22 protein-coding genes are annotated in these 23,769 nt (G+C 69.3%); 8 read left to right on the top strand and 14 right to left on the bottom strand.

Going from position 1 to position 23,769, the window contains the following annotated elements; translation table 11 throughout:
* Positions 1-33 precede the first annotated feature (33 nt).
* Positions 34-633: a DUF4383 domain-containing protein gene (locus FHX80_RS06270; RefSeq protein WP_145763286.1), complete on the top strand. Its 600-nt coding sequence runs from the start codon at positions 34-36 to the stop codon at positions 631-633.
* Between the two features lie 113 nt (positions 634-746).
* A complete protein-coding gene (locus FHX80_RS06275; protein WP_145763287.1) occupies positions 747-965 on the top strand; it encodes an FmdB family zinc ribbon protein in 219 nt (72 codons plus the stop codon).
* Positions 966-1,089: 124 nt separating this feature from the next.
* On the opposite strand, the gene FHX80_RS06280 is transcribed toward FHX80_RS06275, so the two are convergent.
* From FHX80_RS06280 to FHX80_RS06295, 4 genes are all read right to left on the bottom strand, one after another.
* Complete coding sequence (locus tag FHX80_RS06280; protein WP_145763288.1) at positions 1,090-1,749, bottom strand: O-methyltransferase; 660 nt, start codon at positions 1,747-1,749, stop codon at positions 1,090-1,092.
* A gap of 121 nt (positions 1,750-1,870) precedes the next feature.
* Entirely contained in the window at positions 1,871-2,698 is an 828-nt protein-coding gene (locus tag FHX80_RS06285) for an HAD family hydrolase (RefSeq protein WP_145763289.1), read from the bottom strand.
* Positions 2,695-5,433, bottom strand: a complete 2,739-nt coding sequence (locus FHX80_RS06290; RefSeq protein WP_145763290.1) for a phosphoribosyltransferase — start codon at positions 5,431-5,433, stop codon at positions 2,695-2,697. The genes FHX80_RS06285 and FHX80_RS06290 overlap by 4 nt, the downstream gene beginning before the upstream one ends.
* Before the next feature lie 107 nt (positions 5,434-5,540).
* Positions 5,541-6,704 (bottom strand): HpcH/HpaI aldolase/citrate lyase family protein, encoded by a 1,164-nt coding sequence (locus FHX80_RS06295; protein WP_145763291.1) that lies wholly within the window; start codon positions 6,702-6,704, stop codon positions 5,541-5,543.
* A 220-nt stretch (positions 6,705-6,924) separates the two neighbouring features.
* On the opposite strand from FHX80_RS06295, the gene FHX80_RS06300 reads away from it, so the two are divergent.
* Complete coding sequence (locus FHX80_RS06300; RefSeq protein ID WP_145763292.1) at positions 6,925-7,761, top strand: TerD family protein; 837 nt, start codon at positions 6,925-6,927, stop codon at positions 7,759-7,761.
* Positions 7,762-7,798: 37 nt separating this feature from the next.
* Here the strand turns inward: FHX80_RS06300 and FHX80_RS06305 are convergent, their stop codons facing one another.
* The 6 genes from FHX80_RS06305 to FHX80_RS06335 all read right to left on the bottom strand — a co-directional run bounded on the left by FHX80_RS06305 (position 7,799) and on the right by FHX80_RS06335 (position 12,620).
* Positions 7,799-8,533, bottom strand: coding sequence for a TerD family protein (locus FHX80_RS06305; RefSeq protein ID WP_145763293.1), 735 nt, complete (start codon positions 8,531-8,533; stop codon positions 7,799-7,801).
* Between the two features lie 169 nt (positions 8,534-8,702).
* Complete coding sequence (locus FHX80_RS06310) at positions 8,703-9,848, bottom strand: DUF475 domain-containing protein (protein WP_145763294.1); 1,146 nt, start codon at positions 9,846-9,848, stop codon at positions 8,703-8,705.
* Positions 9,849-9,918: 70 nt separating this feature from the next.
* On the bottom strand, positions 9,919-10,494 hold the full coding sequence (locus FHX80_RS06315) for a TerD family protein (protein ID WP_145763295.1): 576 nt from the start codon (positions 10,492-10,494) through the stop codon (positions 9,919-9,921).
* A gap of 316 nt (positions 10,495-10,810) precedes the next feature.
* Positions 10,811-11,386 (bottom strand): TerD family protein, encoded by a 576-nt coding sequence (locus FHX80_RS06320; protein WP_145763296.1) that lies wholly within the window; start codon positions 11,384-11,386, stop codon positions 10,811-10,813.
* A 150-nt stretch (positions 11,387-11,536) separates the two neighbouring features.
* Positions 11,537-11,995, bottom strand: a complete 459-nt coding sequence (locus FHX80_RS06330; protein ID WP_145763297.1) for a peroxiredoxin — start codon at positions 11,993-11,995, stop codon at positions 11,537-11,539.
* A gap of 187 nt (positions 11,996-12,182) precedes the next feature.
* Positions 12,183-12,620, bottom strand: coding sequence for a DUF3052 domain-containing protein (locus FHX80_RS06335; protein ID WP_145763298.1), 438 nt, complete (start codon positions 12,618-12,620; stop codon positions 12,183-12,185).
* A gap of 529 nt (positions 12,621-13,149) precedes the next feature.
* Here FHX80_RS06335 and aceE point away from each other — a divergent pair.
* A complete protein-coding gene (gene aceE, locus FHX80_RS06340; RefSeq protein ID WP_145763299.1) occupies positions 13,150-15,891 on the top strand; it encodes a pyruvate dehydrogenase (acetyl-transferring), homodimeric type in 2,742 nt (913 codons plus the stop codon).
* A gap of 88 nt (positions 15,892-15,979) precedes the next feature.
* On the opposite strand, the gene FHX80_RS06345 is transcribed toward aceE, so the two are convergent.
* Positions 15,980-16,342 (bottom strand): peptidase inhibitor family I36 protein, encoded by a 363-nt coding sequence (locus FHX80_RS06345; protein ID WP_145763300.1) that lies wholly within the window; start codon positions 16,340-16,342, stop codon positions 15,980-15,982.
* Positions 16,343-16,517: 175 nt separating this feature from the next.
* Positions 16,518-18,128: an MFS transporter gene (locus tag FHX80_RS06350; protein ID WP_145763301.1), complete on the bottom strand. Its 1,611-nt coding sequence runs from the start codon at positions 18,126-18,128 to the stop codon at positions 16,518-16,520.
* Positions 18,129-18,242: 114 nt separating this feature from the next.
* On the opposite strand from FHX80_RS06350, the gene FHX80_RS06355 reads away from it, so the two are divergent.
* The 4 genes from FHX80_RS06355 to FHX80_RS06370 all read left to right on the top strand — a co-directional run bounded on the left by FHX80_RS06355 (position 18,243) and on the right by FHX80_RS06370 (position 22,061).
* The gene (locus tag FHX80_RS06355) at positions 18,243-18,902 is read left to right on the top strand and encodes a TetR/AcrR family transcriptional regulator (RefSeq protein WP_145763302.1); all 660 of its coding nucleotides are present in this window, start codon (positions 18,243-18,245) and stop codon (positions 18,900-18,902) included.
* A gap of 216 nt (positions 18,903-19,118) precedes the next feature.
* On the top strand, positions 19,119-20,330 hold the full coding sequence (locus FHX80_RS06360; RefSeq protein ID WP_145763303.1) for an alpha/beta hydrolase: 1,212 nt from the start codon (positions 19,119-19,121) through the stop codon (positions 20,328-20,330).
* An 85-nt stretch (positions 20,331-20,415) separates the two neighbouring features.
* Positions 20,416-21,372 carry a DUF4429 domain-containing protein gene (locus FHX80_RS06365; RefSeq protein ID WP_145763304.1) on the top strand — a complete coding sequence of 319 codons (957 nt, stop codon included), beginning with the start codon at positions 20,416-20,418 and terminating at the stop codon, positions 21,370-21,372.
* Between the two features lie 332 nt (positions 21,373-21,704).
* Complete coding sequence (locus FHX80_RS06370; protein WP_167523368.1) at positions 21,705-22,061, top strand: hypothetical protein; 357 nt, start codon at positions 21,705-21,707, stop codon at positions 22,059-22,061.
* 206 nt (positions 22,062-22,267) lie between these two features.
* Here the strand turns inward: FHX80_RS06370 and FHX80_RS06375 are convergent, their stop codons facing one another.
* Both FHX80_RS06375 and FHX80_RS06380 read right to left on the bottom strand, forming a co-directional pair.
* Complete coding sequence (locus tag FHX80_RS06375; protein ID WP_145763306.1) at positions 22,268-23,284, bottom strand: aldo/keto reductase; 1,017 nt, start codon at positions 23,282-23,284, stop codon at positions 22,268-22,270.
* Positions 23,284-23,751 (bottom strand): MerR family transcriptional regulator, encoded by a 468-nt coding sequence (locus tag FHX80_RS06380; RefSeq protein WP_145763307.1) that lies wholly within the window; start codon positions 23,749-23,751, stop codon positions 23,284-23,286. Before FHX80_RS06380 ends, FHX80_RS06375 begins: the two co-directional genes overlap by 1 nt.
* Positions 23,752-23,769: the final 18 nt, after the last annotated feature.

Here is a 23,769-nt window from a genome sequence, read left to right on the forward strand (position 1 = left end):
ATCCTGGTAGTACCCCGCGAAGGAGGCCCCTCCATGGCCGCCCACATACTGCGTCCCGCCCGACGACCCGCAGCCCACCGCAGGGCCACCCGCCTCGATGAGCACCTGCCCGTCGACCACCGGCTCAGCCGCGTCTACCGGGTCGGGGCGGGGCTGATGGGTCTGGTGCTGCTGGCTTTCGGCATTCTCGGGCTGATCGACAAGATCGGCTTCTTCGACACCGGCGGTGACACCGTCGCGGGCCTCAGCACCAACGGCGCGCTCAGCGTGCTGTCGATCTGTGTCGGGCTGCTGCTGTTCATCGGGATGGTGATCGGCGGCAACTTCGCCTCGTCCCTCAACATGGTCCTCGGCATCGCCTTCATCCTCAGCGGCTTCGCGAACCTCGCGCTGCTGGACACCGGGATGAACTTCCTCGCCTTCCAGATCCAGAACGTGCTGTTCAGCTTCGTCGCCGGGCTGTTGCTGATGCTGTTCGGGATGTACGGACGCGTCAGCGGCGGGCTCCCCCACGACAACCCGTACTGGCGGACCCGCCATCCCGAGGAGGCCGCGCATGAGGAGCGCCTCGGTCTGCGGAGGTCGCCCGAGGAGATGCCCGTCGTCCCGCCGTCCTCCGGGCCGCGGTTGTAAAGCCGACCTTCCTGCCGAGCCGTAGCCATTGCCGTGGCAGTAGCCGTTGCCACTGCCACTGCCACTGCCACTGCCACTGCCTAGGATCCGCTCTCGGCGGATAGCCTGGGGGCATGCCTCGTTACGAGTACCGCTGCCGCTCCTGCGGAGACACGTTCGAACTCAGCCGCCCGATGGCCGAGTCCTCCGCCCCGGCCTCCTGCCCCGCCGGGCATGAGGACACCGTGAAGCTGCTCTCCGCCGTCGCCGTGGGCGGCGCGGCCGGCTCCCCGTCCGCGCCGTCGGGCGGCGGTGGCGGTGGCGGTTGCTGCGGTGGGGGCTGCTGCGGCTGACCCGACCGGCAGCCCCCGTACGTACCCGGGGGACGTACCCCGGGTACACACCCACGTACGTCCCCCCGCGCACATACCCGCGTACGTGGGGGACGCGCCGCACCGTGCCGCACCGCCGCCGCGGCTACCGCTTGCGCGAGAGCGTCAGGCCGTCCGACACCGTGAGCAGCACGCTGTCCATGCGCGGGTCGGCGGACACGTGGTCGTTGAACTCCTTGATGGCCGCCGCTGCGCCGGTCGCCTCCGGCTCGGTCACGCGGCCATGGAAGAGCACGTTGTCCGAGGTGATGACGCCGCCCTGACGCATCCGGGGCACCAGTTCCTCCCAGTACGCGATGTAGTTGCCCTTGTCCGCGTCGAGGTAGGCGAAGTCGATGTGCGGTTCGGCGGGCATCGCTCGCAGGGTGTCCAGGGCGGGGGCGATCCGCAGGTCGATCCGGTCGGCGACTCCTGCCTTCTCCCATGCCTCACGCCCGTAGGCCGTCCACTCCTCCGAGACGTCGCAGGCGATCAGCAGTCCGTCGGCAGGCATCGCCCGGGCCATCGACAGGGCGGAGAAGCCGGTGAAGGTTCCGACCTCCACGATGTGACGGGCTCCGGTCAGCCGGACGAGGAAGGCCAGCAACGGGCCCTGTTCCTCGGCCGACTGCATGCCCGCATGCTCGGGGAGCCGGGCGTACGTGGTCTCGACGAGCTCTCGCTGCACCGGGTCCAGCGGCGGGTTGTGCGCCAGCATGTACGCGTACAGCTCGTCCGTGATCTTGGTTTCGTTTCCCTTGGTCATCGCAACTCCCTGGTCGGCCGAGTGCTCCCCCGGGCGGGCGGGAACGCGGTGACTGTAGTCGCCCGGCGGCGCCGCTTCGAGCGAACTCCGCGGCGCGCCGGGTGGCGTGGCACTCCCCGGATCAGACGGGCCGGCGCGGGTCCGACGCCTGGAGGAAGCGCCGCAGGATCTCCTCGCCCGCGGCCACGCCCCGCTCGGCGGTCTCCTCCACGTGCGGGGCGCTCCAGTGCGCGTCGGCGAGTTCGCCGTGGCCGGGGCGCCAGCCGCGGTCGGCGGCGAGCAGCAGGTCGGCGTCCAGGAGGGAGTCACCGGCGGCGAGCGTGAGCGTGGCGCCCGTGCGACGGGCGACCTCGCGCATCGCCGCGCTCTTGGTGAGCGGCCGCGGTACGACGTAGATCTTGCGGCCCTGGAGCGAGACGGTCCAGCCGCGCGGCTCCGCCCACTCGGCCAGCTCCTGCCTCCAGTCGGAAGGCAGCAGTGCCCGGTCGACGACGAGGTAGGCGAAGAGGTCCTCGGCGACCCGCTCCTTGAGCAGCCAGGCGGGGTCGGCGGCGGATACGAGGTGGGCGCGGACCTCCGCGAGCGGGGCGCACTCGTCGGCCAGCCGGCGGGTCACCGTCCGCTGCCAGTCCGGGTCGGACTCGCCGTCCACGAGGATGTGTCCGCCGTTGGCGCAGATCGCGAACCGGGCCGCGGGTCCCGGGAGATGGATGCGGTGGTACTGCTCGCGGGTCCGGGTGGTGGTCGGTACGAAGACCGTGGAGCCGGCCAGTTCGACGAGCAGTGCGGCGGCCTCCTCCGTGACGTACGAGAGCGGCTTGTGGTCGTACACCTCGACGCAGAGCAGCCGGGGGGCCTTCGCGTCCGGCATCGGGAGCTGGAGGGCTGCCGCCGAGTAGATGAGAGTGCGGTCGAGGTCGCTGGCGACCAGTGTGACGGGGGAGGTCACTTGGACTCCACCGCCCTGCCGTCCGCGCCGGTCGCCCCGCGCGTGTACTTGGGGTGGATCAACCCGACGCAGGTGTAAGGGAGTTCGGCGACCTCCTCGACCGGTACGCCGCGCTGTTCGGCCAGCAGCCTGATGTGTTCCAGGTCCGCGCCCGCGCCGCGCTTGGCGAGGATCTTCCACGGGACCCGGCGCAGCAGGACCCGGGTCGTCTCGCCGACGCCCGGCTTGACCAGGTTCACGTCGTGGATGCCGTACTCCTCGCTGATGCGCTCCACCGCGGCCCAGCCCTCCCACGTGGGTGCGCGGTCGGCGGTGAGCAGCTCCTTGACGTCGGCGTCGACCGCGTCGGCGACCTCGCCGAACCGGTCGGCGACGGTGTCGAGGAAGTGGCCGGAGACATCGGATCCGGCGAGTTCGCGGTAGAACTTCGCACCGTGGAAGTCCTCCGGTCCGACCAGGTCGGAGCGGAGGACGGTACGGGAAATCAGGCCGGACACCGTGGAGTTGAGGCAGGCCGAGGGGATCAGGAAGTCCTCGCGGGTGCCGTACGTGCGGACGCAGCCGCCGGGATCCGCCAGGACCGCGATCTCCGGGTTGAAGCCCTCCGTTCCGCCGGAATCCTCGAACTCGGCTATGGCAGCGGCCAGTTCGCGGGTGATGGCGCCCTTCCCGGTCCAGCCGTCGACGAAGACGATGTCGGCCGAGTTGTGGTGGGCGGCCAGCCAGCGCAGGGCGTTGGCGTCGATGCCGCGGCCGCGCACGATCGAGACGGCGTAGTGCGGCAGGTCGACGCCGTGCCGGTGGCGGGCCCAGCGGCGCATCAGGACGCCGACGGGGGTGCCGGCCCGGGCCAGCGAGACCAGCACCGGACGGGGGCCGCGCTCGGCGAGGACGGTCTCGGTGACGGTGCCGACGGCGCGGGCGACACGGGCGGCCGACAGGTCCAGGGCCGCCTTGAACAGGTCCTGGTACTGGTCGGACGGCTGGTACTCGACGGGCAGCGACTCGGCGTAGTGCGCGCCACCGCTCTGTATCGCCTCCTCGCGCTCCTCGGTGGGCGCCTCCAGCTCGGTGTCCGAGAGATCCTGGAGCAGCCAGCCGACCTCGTCCGGCGCGTAGGAGGAGAAGGCGGGGCCACGGAGGGGCTCGGGCAGCATGCGGGGTTCATCCTGGCGTTCGGGGGCGTACGACGGTACGGGGGCCGCGGACGGCAAGGAGACTGCGGACGATAGCGGCACTCCGGACTCGCCGGCCGCCGCGGGTGTCGCCGCCGTCGGTATCGCCTCGGGCGGCATGTACGAGGGGACGACCGCGAGCAGGACCTGGGCGGTGTGCGCGGCGAGCTGGGCCAGCAGTCCTTCGGGGGCGTGCAGTTCGGGTGTGTCCGCGGTGGAGTCCACGACGGCCACGATCGCGTCGAACCCTGCGCCCGCGACGTTGTACGCGTACCGGTCGCCGGGGCCGTCTGCCGGGTCGTCGTGGGCCGGGAAGACCAGCCGGGTGCGTATCGCGTAGCCCGGGTCGTCCACCGCGAGGACCGGCGAGCGGGTCGTGGTGGAGAACCGGACCTCGATGTCGGAGCGGTCCTCCAGGGCGGCGCCCAGGCGCAGGGGTGCGTACATCAGCTCCTCGAAGCCGAGGATCAGCACGCGGCGCGCCCCGTCGTCCAGCGCGTCGGCGATCCGGTCGGCCATGGCGGGGAGCGCCGGTTCCAGCCGGGCGCGGTGCGCGGGGGTGAAGCCGTGCCTGCCGCCGTCGGGCACACCGGCGGGCCACCCGAGGTCCACCCGGGCGCAAGGGCGGGGGGCGCCGGATGCCGGTCGCGGTGTCGCCCCCGCCCGCCTCTCATCCTCCTGCGCTACCTCCTCCGCCGTGACCAGCCCCTGCCCCTTCTCCAGGACGCCGTCCGGGAGGCGGACCGTGCCGGAGTTCCTCGCCACCAGGTCGACGCGGGCGCCGATCTCCGCGGCGAAGTCGGCCAGTCGCCCGTGGTCGGCCGGCGAGCGCATGTCGACCAGGGCCACGATGACGTAGCGGTTGCGGGGGTTGCGCTCGTGCAGGGCGCGGATGGTGTTGAGAACGGTGTTGCCGGTGGAGAACTCGTCATCGACGAGCACGAGTACCGCGTCGGACGAGTACGTCTCCCCCGCGTCCCTCACGTCGCCCGCGCCACTCACGTCGCCCGCATCACGTGCGTCGCCCGCATCATGTGCGTCACGTGTGTCATGTGTGTCACCCGCGCCGCAGGCATCCCGCGCGCCGCCGACGTCCCCCGCCAGCAGGTCCGGGTCCTCCGGAAGCAGCAGGTGCGAGGTGGCGTGCGAGTGCGACTCCTCGAAGCCGCCCGCCCGCGCCACGCCCTCGACGGGGCGTCGCGTCGAGTGGAGGTACGGTGCGGTGCCGAGCCCGTCGGCGACCGCGTGACCGAGGCCGGTGGCCGTCTCCGCGTAGCCGAGCACGACCGCTCGCCGCGCCCCTGCCTCCCCGAGCAGCTCCCGCACCCGGCGGCCCAGCTCGAATCCGGCACCGTAGACCACCGAGGGGTGCTGCGGCACATGCTTGCCGAGCACCTGGGACACGAGCAGATGTGCTCGCTTGGGGTTGCGCCGCAGGGCGAGGCCCAGCAGCTCACGCAGTTCGCCGTCGCCCACGAGCTCGACGCCCAGCCGCTCCGCGACCCAGCTACCCGACCACACCACGTTCGCCGTCTCTTTCGTCGCCGTGCGCCCGCTCATCGGGTCGCACTCGGGGTCACGCCCATCCGGAAACCGTCACCAGGAGGACGTCACCAGAACGCCGTCACCGGAAACACCGCCACCTGAACACCTTCACCGGAACAGGCTCATTCCGCGACGCTCGCGGCCAGCAGTTCCACGAAGCCCACGTCTTCCCTCGCCACCCCGAAGACCTCGGCCCGCTGCAAGGTGCGCTCGGCCCAGGCCCGGTGCGGCTTCACTTCGTTCATCTTGTTCGTGTACGCGGAACGCAGCACACCGCCGCCCACGAGCTCCGGCCGCAGGATGTCCTGCGCGTCGCTGAACTCCTCGTGACTGACCACCGACAGCGCGTGCACGGGTGCGACGTGCGACGGGTGGATGCAGGTCTTGCCGAGCAGGCCGTTGGCCCGGTCCAGCTCGATCTCCCGCAGCAGACCGTCCAGGTCGTGCTCGATCAACGCCGTCCGCAGCTCTTCGGCCCGGCCCTCCAGGAAGGGGCTGCGGCGCAGCTGTGGCTTGAACATGCGCTCCTGGAGCCGGAAGTACTCCCACACCGGTCCGGTGATCGTGAAGCCCGTGCCGTCCGCCCGGCCCAGCACATTGACGACGTCCGCGATGACGTCGCCGACGATCCGGACGTCGTACGCCGTCATGTCGGGCGCCCTGCGCAGTCCGTACGCCGAGCAGAAGTCGGTGACACCGAGCCGCAGCGCGAGGATCCGGTCCCGGTGCGAGTCGACCGTGGTGGCGATCTTCCGGAGGGCCTCCTGGCGGCTCTCCAGATGGAGCAGCTCGGGCGATTCGAGTACGGGCATGGCGAAGAGCCGCCGGCCGCCGGTGCTCTCGGCCTTGGTGAGCGCCTCCATGAATGGCACGCCACGCTCTTGTGTGAACTTCGGAAGTACAAAACCAGACAACAACCGGGCGGAATCGCCGAGTCGGCGCACCAGGTCCGTGATCTGGTGCGGTTCCCTGACCCGGATGAAGAGCAGGGGCAGTTCGCCGCCGCGCGCATCGAGTTCGGCGAACTGTCCGACCAGGTTCTCCTCGGCGCCCGCCACCTCGGAGTCGTCGATCGAATCCTCCAGGCACAGCACCATGGAGACGACTCCGCGGCCGGCCTGCTTGATGACGTCGTCGGCAAGTCTCGGCCGGGTGGCCGGGCTGTAGAGGGTGGCTCCGAGCGCGGCCGAAAGCACCCGGGCCGGTGCGTCGGCGTCGAAGGTGCACGGCTGCTGGAAGAACAGGCCGTCCCTGACAGTGGGCGCGATATGCCCGAAATGACGCATGCGATTCCCCCCGTACTACCTGCCCGATCGGACAACGTGTGGCCGGTAATAGTACGTACGGACGGGTGTCGGCAGTTCCCTGGCCACATGAATTCCGGGTAACTCGTCCATTTCGCGACGGTTCCATACGGTGCGGAGGGAGCGCTTCCGCCATGACGCCGAGACATCGCTTGTGACCCCCGCGTTGTCCGCGGGGGAGCCAGCAGGCAGGATGACCGCCATGACGCACGCGATGGTGAAAGGTTCGAACGTCCCACTCGACGCCATGGCCGTACGGGCCGTACTGCGCTGGACCCCGGGCGCCGGGGTCCCCGACGTAGACGCCTCGGCCCTGCTTCTCGGCTCCGGCGGCCGTGTGCGCTCGGACGAGGACTTCGTCTTCTACAACCAGCCCCGTCACCCCTCCGGCCTGGTACGACGGCTGCCGAAGCGGAGCCTCGGCGAGGGGCTGACGGACACCATCGAGGCCGACCTGAACGCGCTCGACCCCTCGGTCGACCAGGTGGTCATCGCCGCGTCCTCCGACGGAGCCGCCTTCGAGCATGTGCGCGATCTGTGCATCATGCTCTTCGACGCGGCGACGACGGGCGGCGAGCCGCTCGCCGTATTCGACGTGCGGCCGGAGACCGGCGAGGAGACCGCGATCATCTGCGGCGAGCTGTACCGGCGCGGCGATGGCTGGAAGTTCCGGGCCGTGGGGCAGGGCTACCCGACCGGACTGGTCGGTCTCGCGACCGCGTTCGGCATCTCGGTCGACGAGGCGGAGGCCGCGGCCGAGCCCGCTCCGACGCCGCTGCCACCCGCTCCCGCGTTCCCGCCCGCTCCGGCCCTCGGGCCGGACGCGCAGCTCACGGTGCAGCACCAGCAGCCCGCGTACGGCTATCCGCAGCCCACCGCGGCCGCTCCCGCACCGGCTCCGCAGCCCGCCTACGGCTACCCCCAGCCGGCCTCCGCGCAGCCCGCGTACGGCTATCCGCAGCCCGCGGCGGCGGCAGCGTACGCGCCGGACCCGAATTTCGTCCTGCCGCCGCAGGGGCCGCAGTTCATACGGCCCTGACCTCCCTGCGCGCCGCGTCCCCGACGCTCGGTGTCCGCTAAGCGCGGGACTTGTAGCCGCGCCCCCACTGCATGCCGTAGCCGTACAGCCGGTCCAGCTCCGACTGGAAGCCGTACACGAATTTCACCTCGCGCCGCACGATCAGTTCGTCCTTGACGTTCTCCACCGTGAACACGGCGCACGAGCGGGCCTGCGGGGCCCGTTCGTCCAGTTCGATCTCGATGCGCGGCCCGTTGCCCGGGTAGAGCGTCACCTTGGCGTGCGTACGGTCGAAGGCCGGCGTCTGGTCGTAGATGTAGACGAAGAACAGCAGCCGCTTGATCTGGTCGCGCTGGTCGAGGTTGACGTAGACCGTCTCCCCGGACGGCGCCCCGAAGCGGTCGTCCCCGCTGAGCCTGATGTACGGCGGCCCGTTCAGATCGCCGATCAGGTTGCCCAGCGGCTGCACCACGCCCTTGGTGCCGTCCGCCAGCTCGTACATGCAGCCCAGGTCCAGGTCCACGTTGACCATGCCCTGGGTGTGCGCCTGGACCACCTCGGGCTTGAAGAGCTTGAACGGCCGCAGCAGCCGGCTGCTCTGCTGTGTCCTGCCCCCGATGTCCGAGGTGCGCATCCGCCAGGAGAGGTTGACGCGGAGATTGCCGGTCAGCGCGCCCTGTTTGGTCAGCGAGACCGTGGCGTGCCGCCTGGAGAGCACGATGGAGTTGGTGGCCGCGCTGCCCGACTCGAAGTGTGATTCCCGCCCCGGCCACAGACTGTCCCAGAACGCCATCCCCAACCCCCACACATATCGGCTCGCGCCTGTTGGCCCCGCACTCGTCGCATGCGGCACATACGACGCACGCACCACTGCGGGGCGGCTCCGGGCCGGGTCCGGGTGTTCCCGGAATCCTTCACCGTACGAGCCGCCCCGCAGAGAGCGTTCCTCATTCCCTACCGGATCACACCCCGGCGGAGACTTCCGACGTGGAACCGTCGCCCCCACCGCCGCCGCCTTCGGCCTCCAGCGCCTTGTTGCGCCGGACCGACGACCAGAACGACCAGGCGATCAGGACGACTCCGACGAGACCGGTGATGATCTCGTTGATCTCGTACTGGATCGTGACGAGCAGGATGACAGCCAGCGCGCCGATCGCGTAGTGCGCGCCGTGCTCCAGGTAGACGTAGTCGTCCAGGGTGCCCTGGCGGACCAGGTAGACCGTGAGCGAACGGACGTACATGGCACCGATACCGAGGCCCAGCGCCATCAGCACGATCTCGTTGGTGATGGCGAAGGCGCCGATCACGCCGTCGAACGAGAAGGACGCGTCGAGCACTTCCAGGTAGAGGAACATGAAGAACGCGGCCTTGCCGGAGAGTACGAGGGCGGAGACCTTCGTGCCGGTCCGCTTGGCCTCTTCCTCCGCTTCGTGCTCCCGTTCCTCCTCCTCTTCGAGCTTGTTCTCGAAGTAGCCGGAGAAGCCGCCGACGATGAGGTACGTGATCAGACCCGCGATACCCGCGAGCAGGACCGTCTCCGCCTTGTCCGCGTGTCCGCCGTGCTGATGCGCCTGGGTCGCGAATGTCATGGACGAGACCATCAGGACGATCAGGGCGATGCAGACCGACAGCATGTCGACCTTGCCGAGCTTCGCGAGCGGGCGCTCGATCCAGCGCAGCCACTGGATGTCACGGTCCTCGAAAATGAAGTCAAGGAAGATCATCAGCAGGAACATGCCACCGAAGGAGGCAATCGCCGGGTGGGCGTCCGTGACCAGTTCCTTGTAGCGGTCCGGGTCGTTGAACGAAAGATCGATCGCCTCGATCGGTCCCAGCTTGGCGGTGACGGCCACGATGACGACGGGGAACACCAGCCGCATGCCGAAGACCGCGATGAGTACACCGATCGTGAGGAAGATCTTCTGCCAGAAGGCACTCATCTTCTTCAGGATTCCGGCGTTGACCACCGCGTTGTCGAAGGACAGCGAGATCTCCAGGACGGAAAGGATCGCGACCACGCCGAGGGCTTGCCACCCCCCGTAGATCAGGGCTGCGACCAGGCCGAGCGCGGTAATCGCGAACGACCAGCCGAAGGTTTTCAGAAGCACTGGCTACCCCATCATTTATGTAACGGGTCTCCCCCGGTGTGCACGGGGCTCCCCCGCGCCTGGCGCGGCTTTACGAAACGTTGACCCCGAAGTCTAGAGCGATGCCCCGCAGTCCCGACGCGTACCCCTGCCCCACTGCACGGAACTTCCACTCGCCGCCATAGCGGTAGAGCTCACCGAAGATCATCGCGGTCTCCGTCGAGGCGTCCTCGCTCAGGTCGTAACGCGCGAGTTCCTGGCCGTCGGCCTGGTTCACCACCCGGATGAACGCGTTGCTGACCTGGCCGAATGTCTGCCCGCGATTGTCGGCCTCGTGGATCGAGACCGGAAATACGATCTTGTCGCAATGGGCCGGCACCTGCGTGAGGTTCACGATGACCGACTCGTCGTCGCCCTCGCCCTCACCCGTGAGGTTGTCGCCGGTGTGCTCCACGGAGCCGTCCGGGCTCGTGAGGTTGTTGTAGAACACGAACCATTCGTCGCCGAGTACCCGGCCCGACTGGCACAGCAGCGCGCTGGCGTCGAGGTCGAAGTCGGCCCCCGTGGTGGATCGTGCGTCCCAGCCGAGCCCGACCAGCACCTGGGTGAGATTGGGTGCGGCCTTGGAGAGGGAGACGTTGCCTCCCTTGGCGAGTGTGACGCCCATGGTGTGTCCTCCCCGAGTCTGTGAACCGTCTGCTGAACCGGCTGAACCGGCTGTTGAACCGGCTGAACCGGCTGTTGAACCGGCTGATCCGATTGAACCGATCAAACCGATGCGCCGTCTGCGGAACGGACGGAATCGTCCGGTGAACCGCGACGGAGCCGCTCTTCCGCTGCTCCTCGGCACGTCCGCCGAGCGCGTCCGGCGCCGCACGAGGTGCGGCGCCGGACGGGACACACTGGTGCCTGACCGGGGCCGCGCCCAGGACCGGCCGACGATCGCCGGCCGGTCCTGGACCGCACGGCCCCGGATCGACGATCTAGACGTTGACGCCGAAGTCCTGCGCGATGCCGCGCAGACCCGATGCGTAGCCCTGACCGATGGCACGGAACTTCCACTCCGCACCGTTGCGGTACAGCTCGCCGAAGACCATGGCGGTCTCCGTCGAGGCGTCCTCGCTCAGGTCGTAGCGTGCGAGCTCGCTGTTGTCGGCCTGGTTGACCACGCGGATGTACGCGTTGCGAACCTGGCCGAAGCTCTGCTGGCGCGACTCGGCCTCGTAGATCGAGACCGGGAAGACGATCTTGTCGACGTCGGCCGGGACACCGGCGAGGTTCACCTTGATGACCTCGTCGTCGCCCTCGCCCTCACCGGTGAGGTTGTCACCCGTGTGCTCGACGGAACCGTCGGGGCTCTTGAGGTTGTTGAAGAAGACGAAGTTGCCGTCGTTGCCGACCTTGCCCCCGGCGTTCGTCAGCAGGGCGCTGGCGTCGAGGTCGAAATCTCCGCCGGTGGTGGTACGAGCGTCCCAGCCCAGACCCACGACGACCGCGGTCAGGTTGGGCGCGGCCTTGGTCAGCGAGACGTTGCCGCCCTTGCTGAGGCTGACTCCCACGAGTCCTCCCATTGGTTTCATTGGGGGCCGGCCGGTGCCGGCGCCTCCACGTTGCGTTGGCATCGGATCAACGAGTGGATCCTAGTGACCGGTTCCCGGCCAAAACAGGCTTTTGGCCGGGGGTCGCCGGGAGATCCCCCGGATCACGGGTCAGAGCGAGCCGAGCGCCTTGATGTAGTCGTTCAGGTCGCGCGCGTCGGGCAGCCCGTTGACGACGGTCCAGCGCACCACGCCCTCCTTGTCGATGACGAAGGTGCCGCGCACGGCGCAGCCCTTCTCCTCGTCGAAGACGCCGTACGCCCGCGAGGTCTCGCCGTGCGGCCAGAAGTCCGAGAGCAGCGGGTACTCGAGGCCTTCCTGCTCGGCGAAGACGCGCAGGGTGTGGATGGAGTCGTTGGAGACGGCGAGCAGCTGCGTGTCGTCGTTCTCGAACGTGGGCAGCTCGTCGCGCAGGGCGCAGAGCTCACCCGTGCAGACGCCGGTGAAAGCGAACGGGTAGAACAGCAGCACCACGTTCTTGGCGCCGCGAAATTCGGAGAGCTTCACGGTCCGGCCGTGATTGTCCTTCAGCTCGAAATCCGGGGCCTTGGTGCCGACCTCGATCGCCATGAAACGCGTCCCTTCGCTACGTCGCCGGGCTGGGCTGTCCGGGTGCCTCCCACCCTACGCAGAGGCCCCCGGTGGCCGTGCAGCACCCACGGAAGCCCACCCTGCGGGTGTCCGGCGGCGTGCCTCGGGTGTACGAAGGCCCCCGGGCGGCGTGCTGCCGTCGGGGGCCTTCAGGGGCGAGTGCGGTTCAGCGCTTGGCTTTGGCCGCCTTCGGTGTGGCCAGACGGCTGCCTGTCCAGTCCTTGCCCGCACTGATGCTCTTGGTCTGGGCAAGGCCGGCTGTCTGGGCAGCCTCGTTGATGTCGCTCGGCTCGACGTATCCGTCACGGCCGGTCTTCGGCGTCATCAGCCAGACCGTACCGCCGTCCTCGAGCAGACCAATGGCATCCACCAGCGCGTCCGTAAGGTCGCCGTCCTCGTCACGGAACCAGAGCAGGACGACGTCAGCGACGTCGTCGTAGTCCTCATCGACGAGTTCCTGGCCGATAGTGGCCTCAATGCCCTCACGGAGCTCCAGCTCGACGTCTTCGTCGTAGCCGATCTCCTGGACCACCTGTCCGGGCTCGAACCCCAGGCGTGCTGCCGGGTTGGTCCGCTCCTCCGCGTGGTCCGCGGTCGCGCTCACGGGTTGCCTCCTGATCATGTTTCGGAAAATGCTTCAGCCACGCGCGTACGCGGGGCGTTGGCCGTAGTCCACACGGGCGCGGCGGATCGCGCAAGTACCCAGCGCATGAGACCGCCTAAACGGTGACGTTTCGTACCACGTCGCCGTACTGTCGGCGGCCCTTCGCAGGAGCCTGTGCTGCCGTCCACACCCTTTACGTCCTTGAACAGCTTATGCCGTTTCGGTCCGGCAATCGGAGTCGAGCAGCCTTTGGGAACACTTGGACGCCTTGGGCGTATGGTTGCGGTTTCGCCCGACCCATCCTGCCCGACGCGTCTTCCCGACGCGTCACGCCTCCCCGATACCCGCTCCGCCGCGGCCCATCCGGATCTTCGGGACCCGGTGTCCCGGATGCCGCCGGTTACCTTTCGGTAGAGATGACGTTTGCGCCCTCGCGGTACACGATGGGCTGGCGTACGTGTACACACCCCGGGGGCGTGACACCCTCAACCAGGCCCCGTAGCGCAGCACCGAACAGCGAAGGAACAGCGTGGCTTCCGGATCCGATCGCAACCCGATCATCATTGGCGGCCTTCCGAGTCAGGTCCCGGATTTCGATCCCGAAGAGACCCAGGAATGGCTCGACTCACTCGACGCCGCCGTCGACGAGCGGGGCCGTGAGCGGGCCCGCTACCTCATGCTCCGGCTCATCGAACGTGCGCGCGAGAAGCGTGTCGCCGTGCCGGAGATGCGCAGCACGGACTACGTGAACACCATTGCCACGAAGGACGAGCCGTTCTTCCCGGGCGACGAGGAGATCGAACGCAAGGTCCTCAACGCGACCCGCTGGAACGCGGCCGTGATGGTGTCTCGGGCGCAGCGTCCGGGGATCGGCGTGGGCGGTCACATCGCGACGTTCGCCTCCTCCGCCTCGCTGTACGACGTGGGTTTCAACCACTTCTTCCGCGGCAAGGACGACGGCCGGGGCGGCGACCAGATCTTCTTCCAGGGGCACGCCTCCCCCGGTATCTACGCCCGCGCCTTCCTGCTGGACCGGCTGAGCGAGGCGCAGCTCGACGGCTTCCGCCAGGAGAAGTCGAAGGCGCCGAACGGCCTGTCCAGCTACCCGCACCCGCGGCTGATGCCGGACTTCTGGGAGTTCCCGACCGTCTCGATGGGCCTCGGCCCGCTCGGTGCGATCTACCAGGCGCGGATGAACCGCTACATGGAGGCGCGCGGCATCGCCGACACCTCCGATTCCCACGTCTGGGCGTATCTCGGCGACGGCGAGATGGACGAGCCGGAGTCGCTCGGCCAGCTCTCCATCGCCGCCCGTGAGGGCCTGGACAACCTGACGTTCGTCGTCAACTGCAACCTCCAGCGCCTCGACGGCCCGGTGCGCGGCAACGGCAAGATCATCCAGGAGCTGGAGTCGCAGTTCCGCGGCGCCGGCTGGAACGTCATCAAGCTGGTCTGGGACCGCTCCTGGGACCCGCTGCTCGCGCAGGACCGCACGGGCATCCTGGTCAACAAGCTGAACACCACGCCGGACGGCCAGTTCCAGACGTACGCCACCGAGACGGGTGCGTACATCCGTGATCACTTCTTCGGCGACGACGCCCGGCTGCGGGACATGGTCAAGGACATGACCGACCAGCAGATCCTGTACCTGGGCCGCGGCGGTCACGACCACCGCAAGGTCTACGCGGCGTACGCGGCGGCCAAGGCCCACAAGGGCCAGCCGACGGTGATCCTGGCGCAGACGGTCAAGGGCTGGACGCTGGGGCCGAACTTCGAGGGCCGCAACGCGACCCACCAGATGAAGAAGCTCACGGCCGAGGACCTCAAGCGCTTCCGGGACCGGCTGCACATCCCGATCGCGGACAGCCGGCTGGAGGACGGCAACCCGCCGTACTACCACCCGGGCCGCAACTCGGAAGAGATCCAGTACATGCACGACCGCCGCAAGGGTCTGGGCGGTTACGTCCCGACCCGTGTGGTGCGTGCGAAGCCGCTGGCCCTGCCCGACGACAAGGCGTACGCGACCGCGAAGAAGGGTTCGGGTCAGCAGTCGATCGCCACCACCATGGCGTTCGTCCGCATCCTCAAGGACCTCATGCGGGACAAGGAGATCGGCAAGCGTTTCGTGCTGATCGCGCCCGACGAGTACCGGACCTTCGGTATGGACGCGTTCTTCCCGAGTGCGAAGATCTACAACCCGCTCGGTCAGCAGTACGAGTCGGTGGACCGTGATCTGCTGCTCGCTTACAAGGAGTCACCGACCGGCCAGATGCTGCACGACGGCATCTCCGAGGCCGGCTGCACCGCCTCGCTGATCGCCGCCGGTTCGGCCTACGCCACGCACGGCGAGCCGTTGATCCCGGTGTACGTCTTCTACTCGATGTTCGGTTTCCAGCGGACCGGCGACCAGTTCTGGCAGATGGCCGACCAGCTCGCGCGCGGCTTCGTGCTGGGCGCCACCGCCGGCCGTACGACCCTGACCGGTGAGGGTCTCCAGCACGCGGACGGCCACTCGCAGCTGCTCGCCTCGACCAACCCGGGCTGTGTCGCCTACGACCCGGCGTTCGGGTACGAGATCGGGCACATCGTCAAGGACGGCCTGCGCCGGATGTACGGGGGGACGCCCGAGGAGAACGAGGACGTCTTCTACTACCTCACCGTCTACAACGAGCCGATCCAGCACCCGGCGGAGCCCGCCGACGTGGACGTCGAGGGCATCCTGAAGGGCGTGTACCGCTACAGCAGCGGCGAGCGGGGCGAGATCCCGGCCCAGATCATGGCGTCCGGCGTGGCGGTCCCCTGGGCCGTCGAGGCTCAGCGCATCCTCGCCGACGAGTGGAACGTGCGGGCGGACGTCTGGTCGGCGACCTCCTGGAACGAGCTGCGGCGCGAGGCCGTGGACGTGGAGCGGTACAACCTGCTGCACCCGGAGGAGGAGCAGCGCGTCCCGTACGTGACGCGCAAGCTCTCCGGGGCCCAGGGGCCGTTCGTGGCGGTCTCGGACTGGATGCGGTCCGTGCCGGACCAGATCGCGCGCTGGGTGCCCGGCGCGTACCAGTCGCTGGGTGCGGACGGTTTCGGTTTCGCGGACACCCGTGGGGCGGCCCGCCGGTTCTTCCATATCGACGCCCAGTCGATCGTCCTGGCGGTGCTCACCGAGCTCGCGAAGGACGGGAAGATCGACCGTTCGATGCTGAAGACGGCGGTCGACCGCTACGACCTGCTGGATGTGGCCGCGGCCGGTCCGGGGGCCACGGGCGGCGACGCGTAGGCACGCATGCCGCGGTGACGCGGGTATCGCGGTGACGCGGGCGGGGCGGTGGGACCTCAGGGTCCGACCGCCCCGCTGCGTTCGCGGGTCAGTTCTCCCAGACCTTGAAGGCCCGGACCTGGTACGGGGACTGCGGCACCCAGGTGCCGCCGCCCGGATAGGTCTCGAACTCGCCGGTCTCGGCGCACTCGGCCGACTGGTAGGTCGTGACCGGGCGGCCGGTGCGGTTGGCGAGCGACTGGACGGTACCGCCCGCCGGCAGCGGCACACAGCTCTCGATGTCGATGGTGGACAGCTCGTGCACCTGCCGGGCACCGGCGAACCCCGGTTTCGCCCACAGGCAGAGCTGACCGCTCCCGCAGGTGCCGGGCCGGGCGGGCGCGGCCTGGACCACCGCCTGCGGAATCAGGGCGGTGGCGGCCAGGACGGCGGCGACAACGGTTGTACGCATGTGAATGAACCCCCGTGCAGATGTGGATCTTCCCCACCCACTCTGAGCCGCGGGACGACGGCTCGGGAAGAGGCCTGGGGCCGTACCACCCTGATAGGCGACAGCCGCGCCGGAACGTTCCGGCGCGGCTGTCGTACGTACTGTGTTGACGCCTCCGGGCGTCGGGACGGACCGGTCAGATGTGACCGGCGCCGACGCCCGCCTCGGCGTTCGCACCGCGCTTGGTCAGGGTGGCGACCAGTGCCGCGATCACCGCGACGATGCCCGCGACCATGAACGCCGTGCTCATGCCCGACACGAACGTGTCATGGGTGACTCCCACGATCTTGCCGGCGACGTCCGTCGGAGTGCCCGGGGCGACCGGCGGCATGCCGACCTTGACGGCCGAGGAGGCCTGCTCCAGCTGCTCCGCCGACATCGGGGGAAGCTGCGCGTCCTTCCAGTTCCCGGCCAGTTCGGCGTCGACCCTGGCTGCCATGATCGCGCCGAGCACCGCCGTACCGAGGCTGCCACCGACCTGCATGGCGGCCTGCTGGAGGCCTCCCGCGACACCCGAGAGCTCCATCGGGGCGTTGCCCACGATGACCTCGGTGGCGCCGACCATGACCGGTGCGAGGCCGAGGCCGAGCAGGGCGAACCAGATCGACATGGTGACGGTGCCGGTGCCGACGGTCAGCTGGGACATGCCGAACATCGCGACCGCGGTGCACACCATGCCGCCGACGAGCGGGACCCGCGGGCCGAACTTGGTGATCAGCAAGCCGGCCAGCGGCGAGGCGATGATCATCATCGCGGTCAGCGGCAGCAGGTGCAGACCCGCGTCGACGGCCTTCATGCCGTGCACGTTCTGGAGGTAGAAGGTGACGAAGAACAGCCCGCCCATGAAGGCGAAGGCCATCAGCACCATCAGGACCGTACCGGCGGAGAGCGGCACGGAGCGGAACATCGCCAGCGGGATCAGCGGTTCCTTGACGCGCTGCTGGACGAGGGCGAACGCGGCGAACAGAACGACGGCGGCGGCCAGGAAGCCGACCGTCTTGACATCGCCCCAGCCCCACTCGGCGCCCTTGATGAGCGCCCAGATCAGGCAGAACATCGCCGACGACAGCAGCACGATGCCGGCGATGTCGAAGGAGCGCGGCGCGTTCTCGGCACGGTGGTCCTTGAGGATCAGCACGCCCAGCACGAGCGCGATCACACCGACCGGCACGTTGATGAAGAAGACGGACTGCCAGCTGACGTGCTCGACGAGCACGCCGCCCAGGATCGGTCCGCCGGCGGTCGAGGCACCGATCACCATGCCCCAGATGCCGATCGCCATGTTCAGCTTCTCGGCCGGGAAGGTGGCGCGCAGCAGGCCGAGCGCGGCCGGCATCAGCAGTGCGCCGAAGAGGCCCTGGAGCACCCGGAAGGTGATCACGAGGACGACGCTGTTGGAGAGGCCGATGGCCCCCGATGCCGCGGCGAAGCCCACGACACCTATCAGGAAGGTCTGCCGGTGGCCGAACCGGTCACCGAGCTTGCCCGCGGTGATCAGGGAGACCGCGAGGGCGAGCATGTAGCCGTTGGTGATCCACTGGACATCGGCGAGCGAGGCGCCCAGGTCTCGCTGGATCGCGGGGTTGGCGATCGCGACGATCGTGCCGTCGAGCGCGACCATCATCACGCCGATGGCCACGGAGAAGAGCGTCAGCCAGGGGTGGCCGCGCAGCCCCTTGGCAGGTGCGGGAGCGGGGGCGTCCCGAGGCTCCCGTGACGCCTTTTCGACGGTGGTCTGACTAGTCATACCCTGAGATTAGTGTCAGTCGCTGACAGTTGACCAACCATTTCACAAGTCGGTAACTGTCATGTAGCTCACAGGTACGCTGAGCTGGACGAAGCAGGAAAGAGGACCAGCTCCGTGACCGATGGGCAACGAGCCGCCGAGTATCCGACCGGGTTGCGCGAGCGCAAGAAGCGACGCACCCGGGACGCCCTGCTCCATGCCGCCCTCGATCTTTTCACCACCCAGGGGTACGAGGAGACCACCGTCGACGAGATCGTCGACGCGGTGGAGGTCTCCCAGCGGACCTTCTTCCGCTACTTCGCCGGCAAGGAGTCGGCCGCCTTCGCCGTCCAGGAGATGGTGGAGTCGCGCTTCATCGCCGAACTGCGCCAACGGCCCGCGTCGGAAGCCCCTTTCGAAGCCATGCGCCGAGCGGTCCTCTGCGCCTGGGACAGTATCGGTGAGGCCATCGAGGCCCTCGTCCCGGTCGAACTCCACATGCGTGTGTACCAGATGATCGAATCGACGCCCTCGCTGCTCGCCGCCCACCTGCGGCGCACCAGCGAGCTGGAGAACCAGATCGCCCTGCTGATCGCCGAGCGCGAGGGTCTGGACCTGGAGCGGGACCCGCGTCCGCGGGTCGCCGTCGCCGCGTTCTGCGGGGTGATGCGGGTGGCCGGTCAGCTGTGGGGCCAGGGACGGGAGACCAGCGTGGACTCGCTGCGCGCACTGACCGAGGCGTATCTCGACCGGCTGGGACCGGCCCTGGCCGAGGACTGGCGCACCCCCGGCTGAGGCCATGTGCCGCACGTCTCGGCCGCGGCCTATGAGCAAGCTCACAACAGGCGCGCCACGGCGCCCGGATGCGAGATCCACAGGGCGCCGAGCTCGGCGGAGCGTACCGGGGGTCCGTACGGAGGGTGAGTAGCGGGGCGTCCCGTTCCCCACAGTCGGGTGATGTGTGTCACCCGCTTCACGAGCTCCGGCGCGCGTCTCCTAATGTGGGCGGAAGTGACTTCCTTCGATTCCTCCCCGACGCTCACCGCATGGCGCACTCTGCTCGCCCTCGCGGTTGTGTTCGTGATGCTGGCGACCACCGGCTGGACAGCCGTGCGTCATCAACGCTCCGACGAGCCACGCACTGTCGCACTCGCCTCCTGGGCCAAGGGATCGATAGCGGGACGCACGCTTCCCCCTGCCGACGCCCAGCCGTCCGGGCTGGCGCACTTCTTCGCCACGCTCACGGCCGCGCAGCGCATCCGGCTGGCGGACAAGTACCCGCTGGTGGTGGGGAATCTGAACGGCGCTCCGGTCACACTGCGCTACCGGGCCAACCGGCACGCGCTCGTACAGGCGCGCACGGTCGAACAGGGACGGGCACACGACAGCAGACTCTCCCCCGAAGGCCGCGCCGAGGCGGTCCGCCGGATGGATCGCTTCCGCTCGATGCTCGCCGACGGCCGGCACTTCCTCGCGTTCGACCCGTCCGGCCGGGGCCACGCCGCCGAGGTGTTCGGCGATCTCGACCGGGCCGAGCGGGTCTCGGTGGTCGTACCCGGTGTCGACACCAATCTGCTGACGCTGGAGCGGACCGGGGCCAAGACCAACACCGCGCCCGTCGGCATGGCCAAGTCCCTGTACGCGGCGGAGCGGTCCGCCCGCCCGGCGGTACGGACCGCCGTGATCGCCTGGGCCGACTACACCGCGCCCGTCGGCATCGGCATGGACGCCGCCCTGGGGAATCTCGCCCAGCGCGGGGCGGTCCGGCTCGACGCACTCGTCGGCGCGCTCCCGGGCATCTCGCCCGTCTCACTGTTCTGCCACAGCTACGGCTCCGTCCTGTGCGGCGTGGCCGCGGGCGAACTGCCCGCCCGGGTGACCGACATCGCGGTCGCGGGCAGTCCGGGCATGCGCGTCGACAACGTCGGCCAGCTGCACACCCGGGCCAATGTGTGGGCGATGCGGGACCACGGCGACTGGATCGCGGACGTACCGAACCTGGAGGTCGCCGGGCTCGGTCACGGGGCCGATCCGGTGAATCCGGGCTTCGGCGCGCGGATCGCCGCGGCAGGCGACGCGGTGGGCCACAGCGGCTATTTCGAGCCGGGTACCGAAAGCCTCGCCAACTTCGCCGCGATCGGTGTGGGCACCTATGGTGCGGTGACCTGTGCGCAGACCGACAGCGCCTGCCACGAACAGATTTCCGGCGACGAGACGGTCTGACGCGCGTAGAAAGCCGCGGCCGGTCACGGATTGCGGTGTACGCCGAGGGGGGACGTGCGGGCAAGTGCCGCATACGATGTGGCACATGGGTGATGTGCTGGCCGGAATTCAAGCCACCTGGGAGTTCGACGCCGACTCCGTGCTCATCCGCTTCGAACGGGGTATCCGCACGCCGAGGCTCCTCCAGAGCCTCCGTGAGCGCCGCGTCCCGCACGCGGCGCTGTCGTCGGTGACGCTGACCCCGGGCAAGCGGGGCACGGTGGTGCTGCGCGCCGTCCCGAGACCCGGTGCCGATCCACTGCTGGAGGCCGCGGCCGGGCAGCTGAAGGACGGCTGCGACCCGTACCGCCTGGTGCTCCCCGCCGAACGCGAGACGCTCGCCGAGTACTACGCGGACGAGCTGCGGGCCCGGCTGGGTCCCGACGCCGGTGAACCGGCCGAACGGTTCCTCGTCGCGGCGCCCGAGGCGCCGATGCGTTTCAAGGCGTACGACGGCCGGGCCAGCTTCGACGGGGACCGGATCTCCTTCCGGTGGTTCTGGACGGGTGCCTCCTCGGAGAAGTGGAAGGCGGGTGACCAGACGTTCCCGGTCACCGAACTGAGCGGCGTCGAGTGGCGCTCGCCCGAGGCCTTCGAGGGCTACCTGCGGCTGGTGCCGAGAGGGCTGGAGGGTGCGGTTCCGGCCGCGGTCGAGGGCGCCGGTCTCGGCGGCGGCCCCGGGGCGGCGCTGTGTACGGGCACCGCCCACAGCGTGCAGTCGATATCCGCACGGCCCACCCGGGCCGACGAGGACCCCGCCGCGGTGATCTTCGGCCTCGGCTACGGTCCGGTGCACGAGTCGCTGCCCTTCGCCGCGGCCGTACTGGAGTCCGTCCGCAGGAAGCAGTCCACGCCTGCGGCGGCGGCGCTGGCCTCCGCCGGGCGGCGCGACCCGGCGGACATCGCGGAGCGGATCCACCACCTGGGCGAGCTGCACCAGGCGGGCCTGGTGACGGACGACGAGTTCAGCGCGAAGAAGGCCCAGCTGCTCGCCGAGCTGTAGCCGTACGGGAGGGGCCGGGGGATGCCCCGCCCGTACGGGCGCATGACGTAACCCCGTGCGCGTGATGTCTCACAGCCGACCAACTCACGTGCCGAACCGTCAGGTTGGAAACAACTCACGACGTCCGGCAGCGATAGAGAGGTAGTTTCAACTCTGTGGGGCAAGCTGGTGTGCTTGCCCCACAGGGCTATGGGAAGGCTTGACCTGTGCGGTTTCCGAGAACGATCAACCGCTTCTTGCTCGTTTCCGGGTTGCTCGCCCTCGCCGCTTGCGGGGGTGGAGGCGGAGACGGGAAGAGCAACGGGGGCGAGAGCTCCCCGGACGGTCTCGCCGTGAAGGGCGAGAACCCGAAGATCCTGGTTCACAACCGCGAGCTGGCCGAAGACATGCTGGTGGGCGGACGTCTCGAGTACATTGCCGACGGCGACTGCCTCGTGGTGCACGCCGACCAGGGCGGCGTCGAGGTCACCGTGTCACCGATCTGGTCGAAGGACGTGCGGCCGGCCCGCGAGGGCGGCAAGCGGGGTGTCGAAGTCCCTAACTTCGGCACGATTCTGGAAGGCGCCACGATCAAGGCGAGCGGCTCTTTCTGGGAGGCGGACGACGCCAGGATGAAGGACGCGGACATCGCGCGGGCGTGCCGGCCGGAGGGGGGCTTCATCGTCCTCAACGCCGGCTCCTTCACATAGGCCCTGTCCACGGTGGCGTCACCGACCGCGAGTCGGCCGGTCGTGCGCCATGACGAAGCTCCTGGCAGGACGAAGCTCCTGGCAGACGGTTCTTGACCGAGATGATCCGTGTCCGCCAGGAGCTTCGCTTGCCTGCCCATCCTCAGTCGGCCTGTCCAGCCGAACCCTGCGGTTTCTCGCCGGTCAACCGGCCGCGCGGCAGGTGCTCACTCGCGGGCCGCCGACGTCGAGCTCATGTCCGGGTAGCGGTCCCCCGCGACCTGACCGGCGATCGGCTCCAGCAGGGCCAGCTCCTCCGGGGTCAGCGTGATCCGGGTGGCGCCGACGTTCTCCAGCAGGCGGCTGCTCTTGCGGGTGCCCGGGATCGGGACCACGGTCAGGCCGTGCACCTGGGCGCGCTGCTGCACCCAGGCCAGCGCCACCTGGGCGGCGGTCGCCCCGTGCGCGGCGGCGATCTTGTGGACCGGCTCCAGCAGCGCGGCGTTCGTCTTCGCGTTGTCGCCGGTGAAGCGCGGCTGGAACTGCCGGTAGTCGTTCTTCGTCAGGTCCTTGCTCGCGTCCGCGAACGCCCCGGTCAGGAAGCCCCGGCCGAGCGGCGAGTACGGCACGACCGTCACGCCGAGCTCCACGGCCGCGGGCACCGCGCTGCGCTCGATGTCCCGGCTGAAGAGCGACCACTCCGACTGGAGGGCGGCGATCGGGTGCACGGCGTGCGCCTCGCGCAGCTCCGCACCGGTCACCTCGCTCAGCCCGAGCTGCTTGACCTTGCCCTGCCGCACCAGCTCGGCCATGGCGCCGACGGACTCGGCCAGCGGCACGGCCGGGTCGCGGCGGTGCATGTAGTAGAGGTCGATGACATCGGTGTTCAGTCGGCGCAGGCTGTGCTCGACGGCCTGCCGGATGTACGCGGGGTCGTTGCGCACGCCCCGGTAGTGCGGGTCGTCGTCCCGGCGCTCGATGGCGAACTTCGTGGCGAGGGTGATCTCGTCCCGGTGCGCCCCGACGAACGGCGAGATGAACGTCTCGTTGGCACCGGCGCCGTAGATGTCCGCGGTGTCGAAGAGCGTGACGCCCACGGAGAGGGCCGTCTCCAGCGTTTCGCGTGCGGCGGCCTCGTCGGTCTCCCCGTAGAACTCGCTCATGCCCATGCAGCCGAGCCCCTGGACGCCGATCCGCGGTCCGCCCCTGCCGAGCTCCACGGTGGCGATCTTGTTGTCAGTCATCAGGCACTGGGCCTCTCCGGCGCCCGTCGGGCGCCCGCATAGAAGTCGATCTTGCGGTCGAGGACGGCGAGGGTGTCCTGGAGCTCCGCGATCCGCGTCCTCACGTCGCGGCGGGTCGCCTCCAGCAGTTCCTGCCGTTCCCCGAAGGTGTGCTCGCCCTCACGCAGCAGTTCCGCGTAACGGACCATGTGGGCGACCGGCATCCCGGTCAGCCGCAGCTTGCCGACGAAGGTCAGCCAGTCCAGGTCACGGTTGGTGAAGCGGCGTTGTCCGGTGTGCGACCGGTCGACGTGCGGCATCAGCCCGATCCGCTCGTACCAGCGCAGCGTGTGTGCGGTGAGCCCGGTGAACGCGACCACCTCGCTGATCGTGTACTGGTCATGCCCCTCGGGGCGCGGATGCGCCTTGGGCGGCGCTGCGCAGACATCGAGCCCCGTCGAAGTCGAAGTGGTCTCCATCACCGTCATACCTCCACGCTAGAACCC

Origin of the sequence: Streptomyces brevispora (assembly GCF_007829885.1) — a bacterium.
Taxonomy (GTDB): Bacteria; Actinomycetota; Actinomycetes; order Streptomycetales; family Streptomycetaceae; genus Streptomyces; species Streptomyces brevispora.

Excerpts from the sequence above, each read along its gene's own strand:
- FHX80_RS06295 (WP_145763291.1), bottom strand. The coding sequence starts at position 6,704 with ATGCGTCATTTCGGGCATATCGCGCCCACTGTCAGGGACGGCCTGTTC.
- FHX80_RS06365 (WP_145763304.1), top strand. The coding sequence starts at position 20,416 with ATGGGTGATGTGCTGGCCGGAATTCAAGCCACCTGGGAGTTCGACGCC.
- FHX80_RS06380 (WP_145763307.1), bottom strand. The coding sequence starts at position 23,751 with ATGACGGTGATGGAGACCACTTCGACTTCGACGGGGCTCGATGTCTGC.
- FHX80_RS06300 (WP_145763292.1), top strand. The coding sequence starts at position 6,925 with ATGACGCACGCGATGGTGAAAGGTTCGAACGTCCCACTCGACGCCATG.
- FHX80_RS06270 (WP_145763286.1), top strand. The coding sequence starts at position 34 with ATGGCCGCCCACATACTGCGTCCCGCCCGACGACCCGCAGCCCACCGC.
- FHX80_RS06350 (WP_145763301.1), bottom strand. The coding sequence starts at position 18,128 with ATGACTAGTCAGACCACCGTCGAAAAGGCGTCACGGGAGCCTCGGGAC.
- FHX80_RS06280 (WP_145763288.1), bottom strand. The coding sequence starts at position 1,749 with ATGACCAAGGGAAACGAAACCAAGATCACGGACGAGCTGTACGCGTAC.
- FHX80_RS06290 (WP_145763290.1), bottom strand. The coding sequence starts at position 5,433 with ATGAGCGGGCGCACGGCGACGAAAGAGACGGCGAACGTGGTGTGGTCG.
- FHX80_RS06330 (WP_145763297.1), bottom strand. The coding sequence starts at position 11,995 with ATGGCGATCGAGGTCGGCACCAAGGCCCCGGATTTCGAGCTGAAGGAC.
- FHX80_RS06375 (WP_145763306.1), bottom strand. The coding sequence starts at position 23,284 with ATGACTGACAACAAGATCGCCACCGTGGAGCTCGGCAGGGGCGGACCG.
- FHX80_RS06345 (WP_145763300.1), bottom strand. The coding sequence starts at position 16,342 with ATGCGTACAACCGTTGTCGCCGCCGTCCTGGCCGCCACCGCCCTGATT.
- FHX80_RS06315 (WP_145763295.1), bottom strand. The coding sequence starts at position 10,494 with ATGGGCGTCACACTCGCCAAGGGAGGCAACGTCTCCCTCTCCAAGGCC.
- FHX80_RS06305 (WP_145763293.1), bottom strand. The coding sequence starts at position 8,533 with ATGGCGTTCTGGGACAGTCTGTGGCCGGGGCGGGAATCACACTTCGAG.
- FHX80_RS06275 (WP_145763287.1), top strand. The coding sequence starts at position 747 with ATGCCTCGTTACGAGTACCGCTGCCGCTCCTGCGGAGACACGTTCGAA.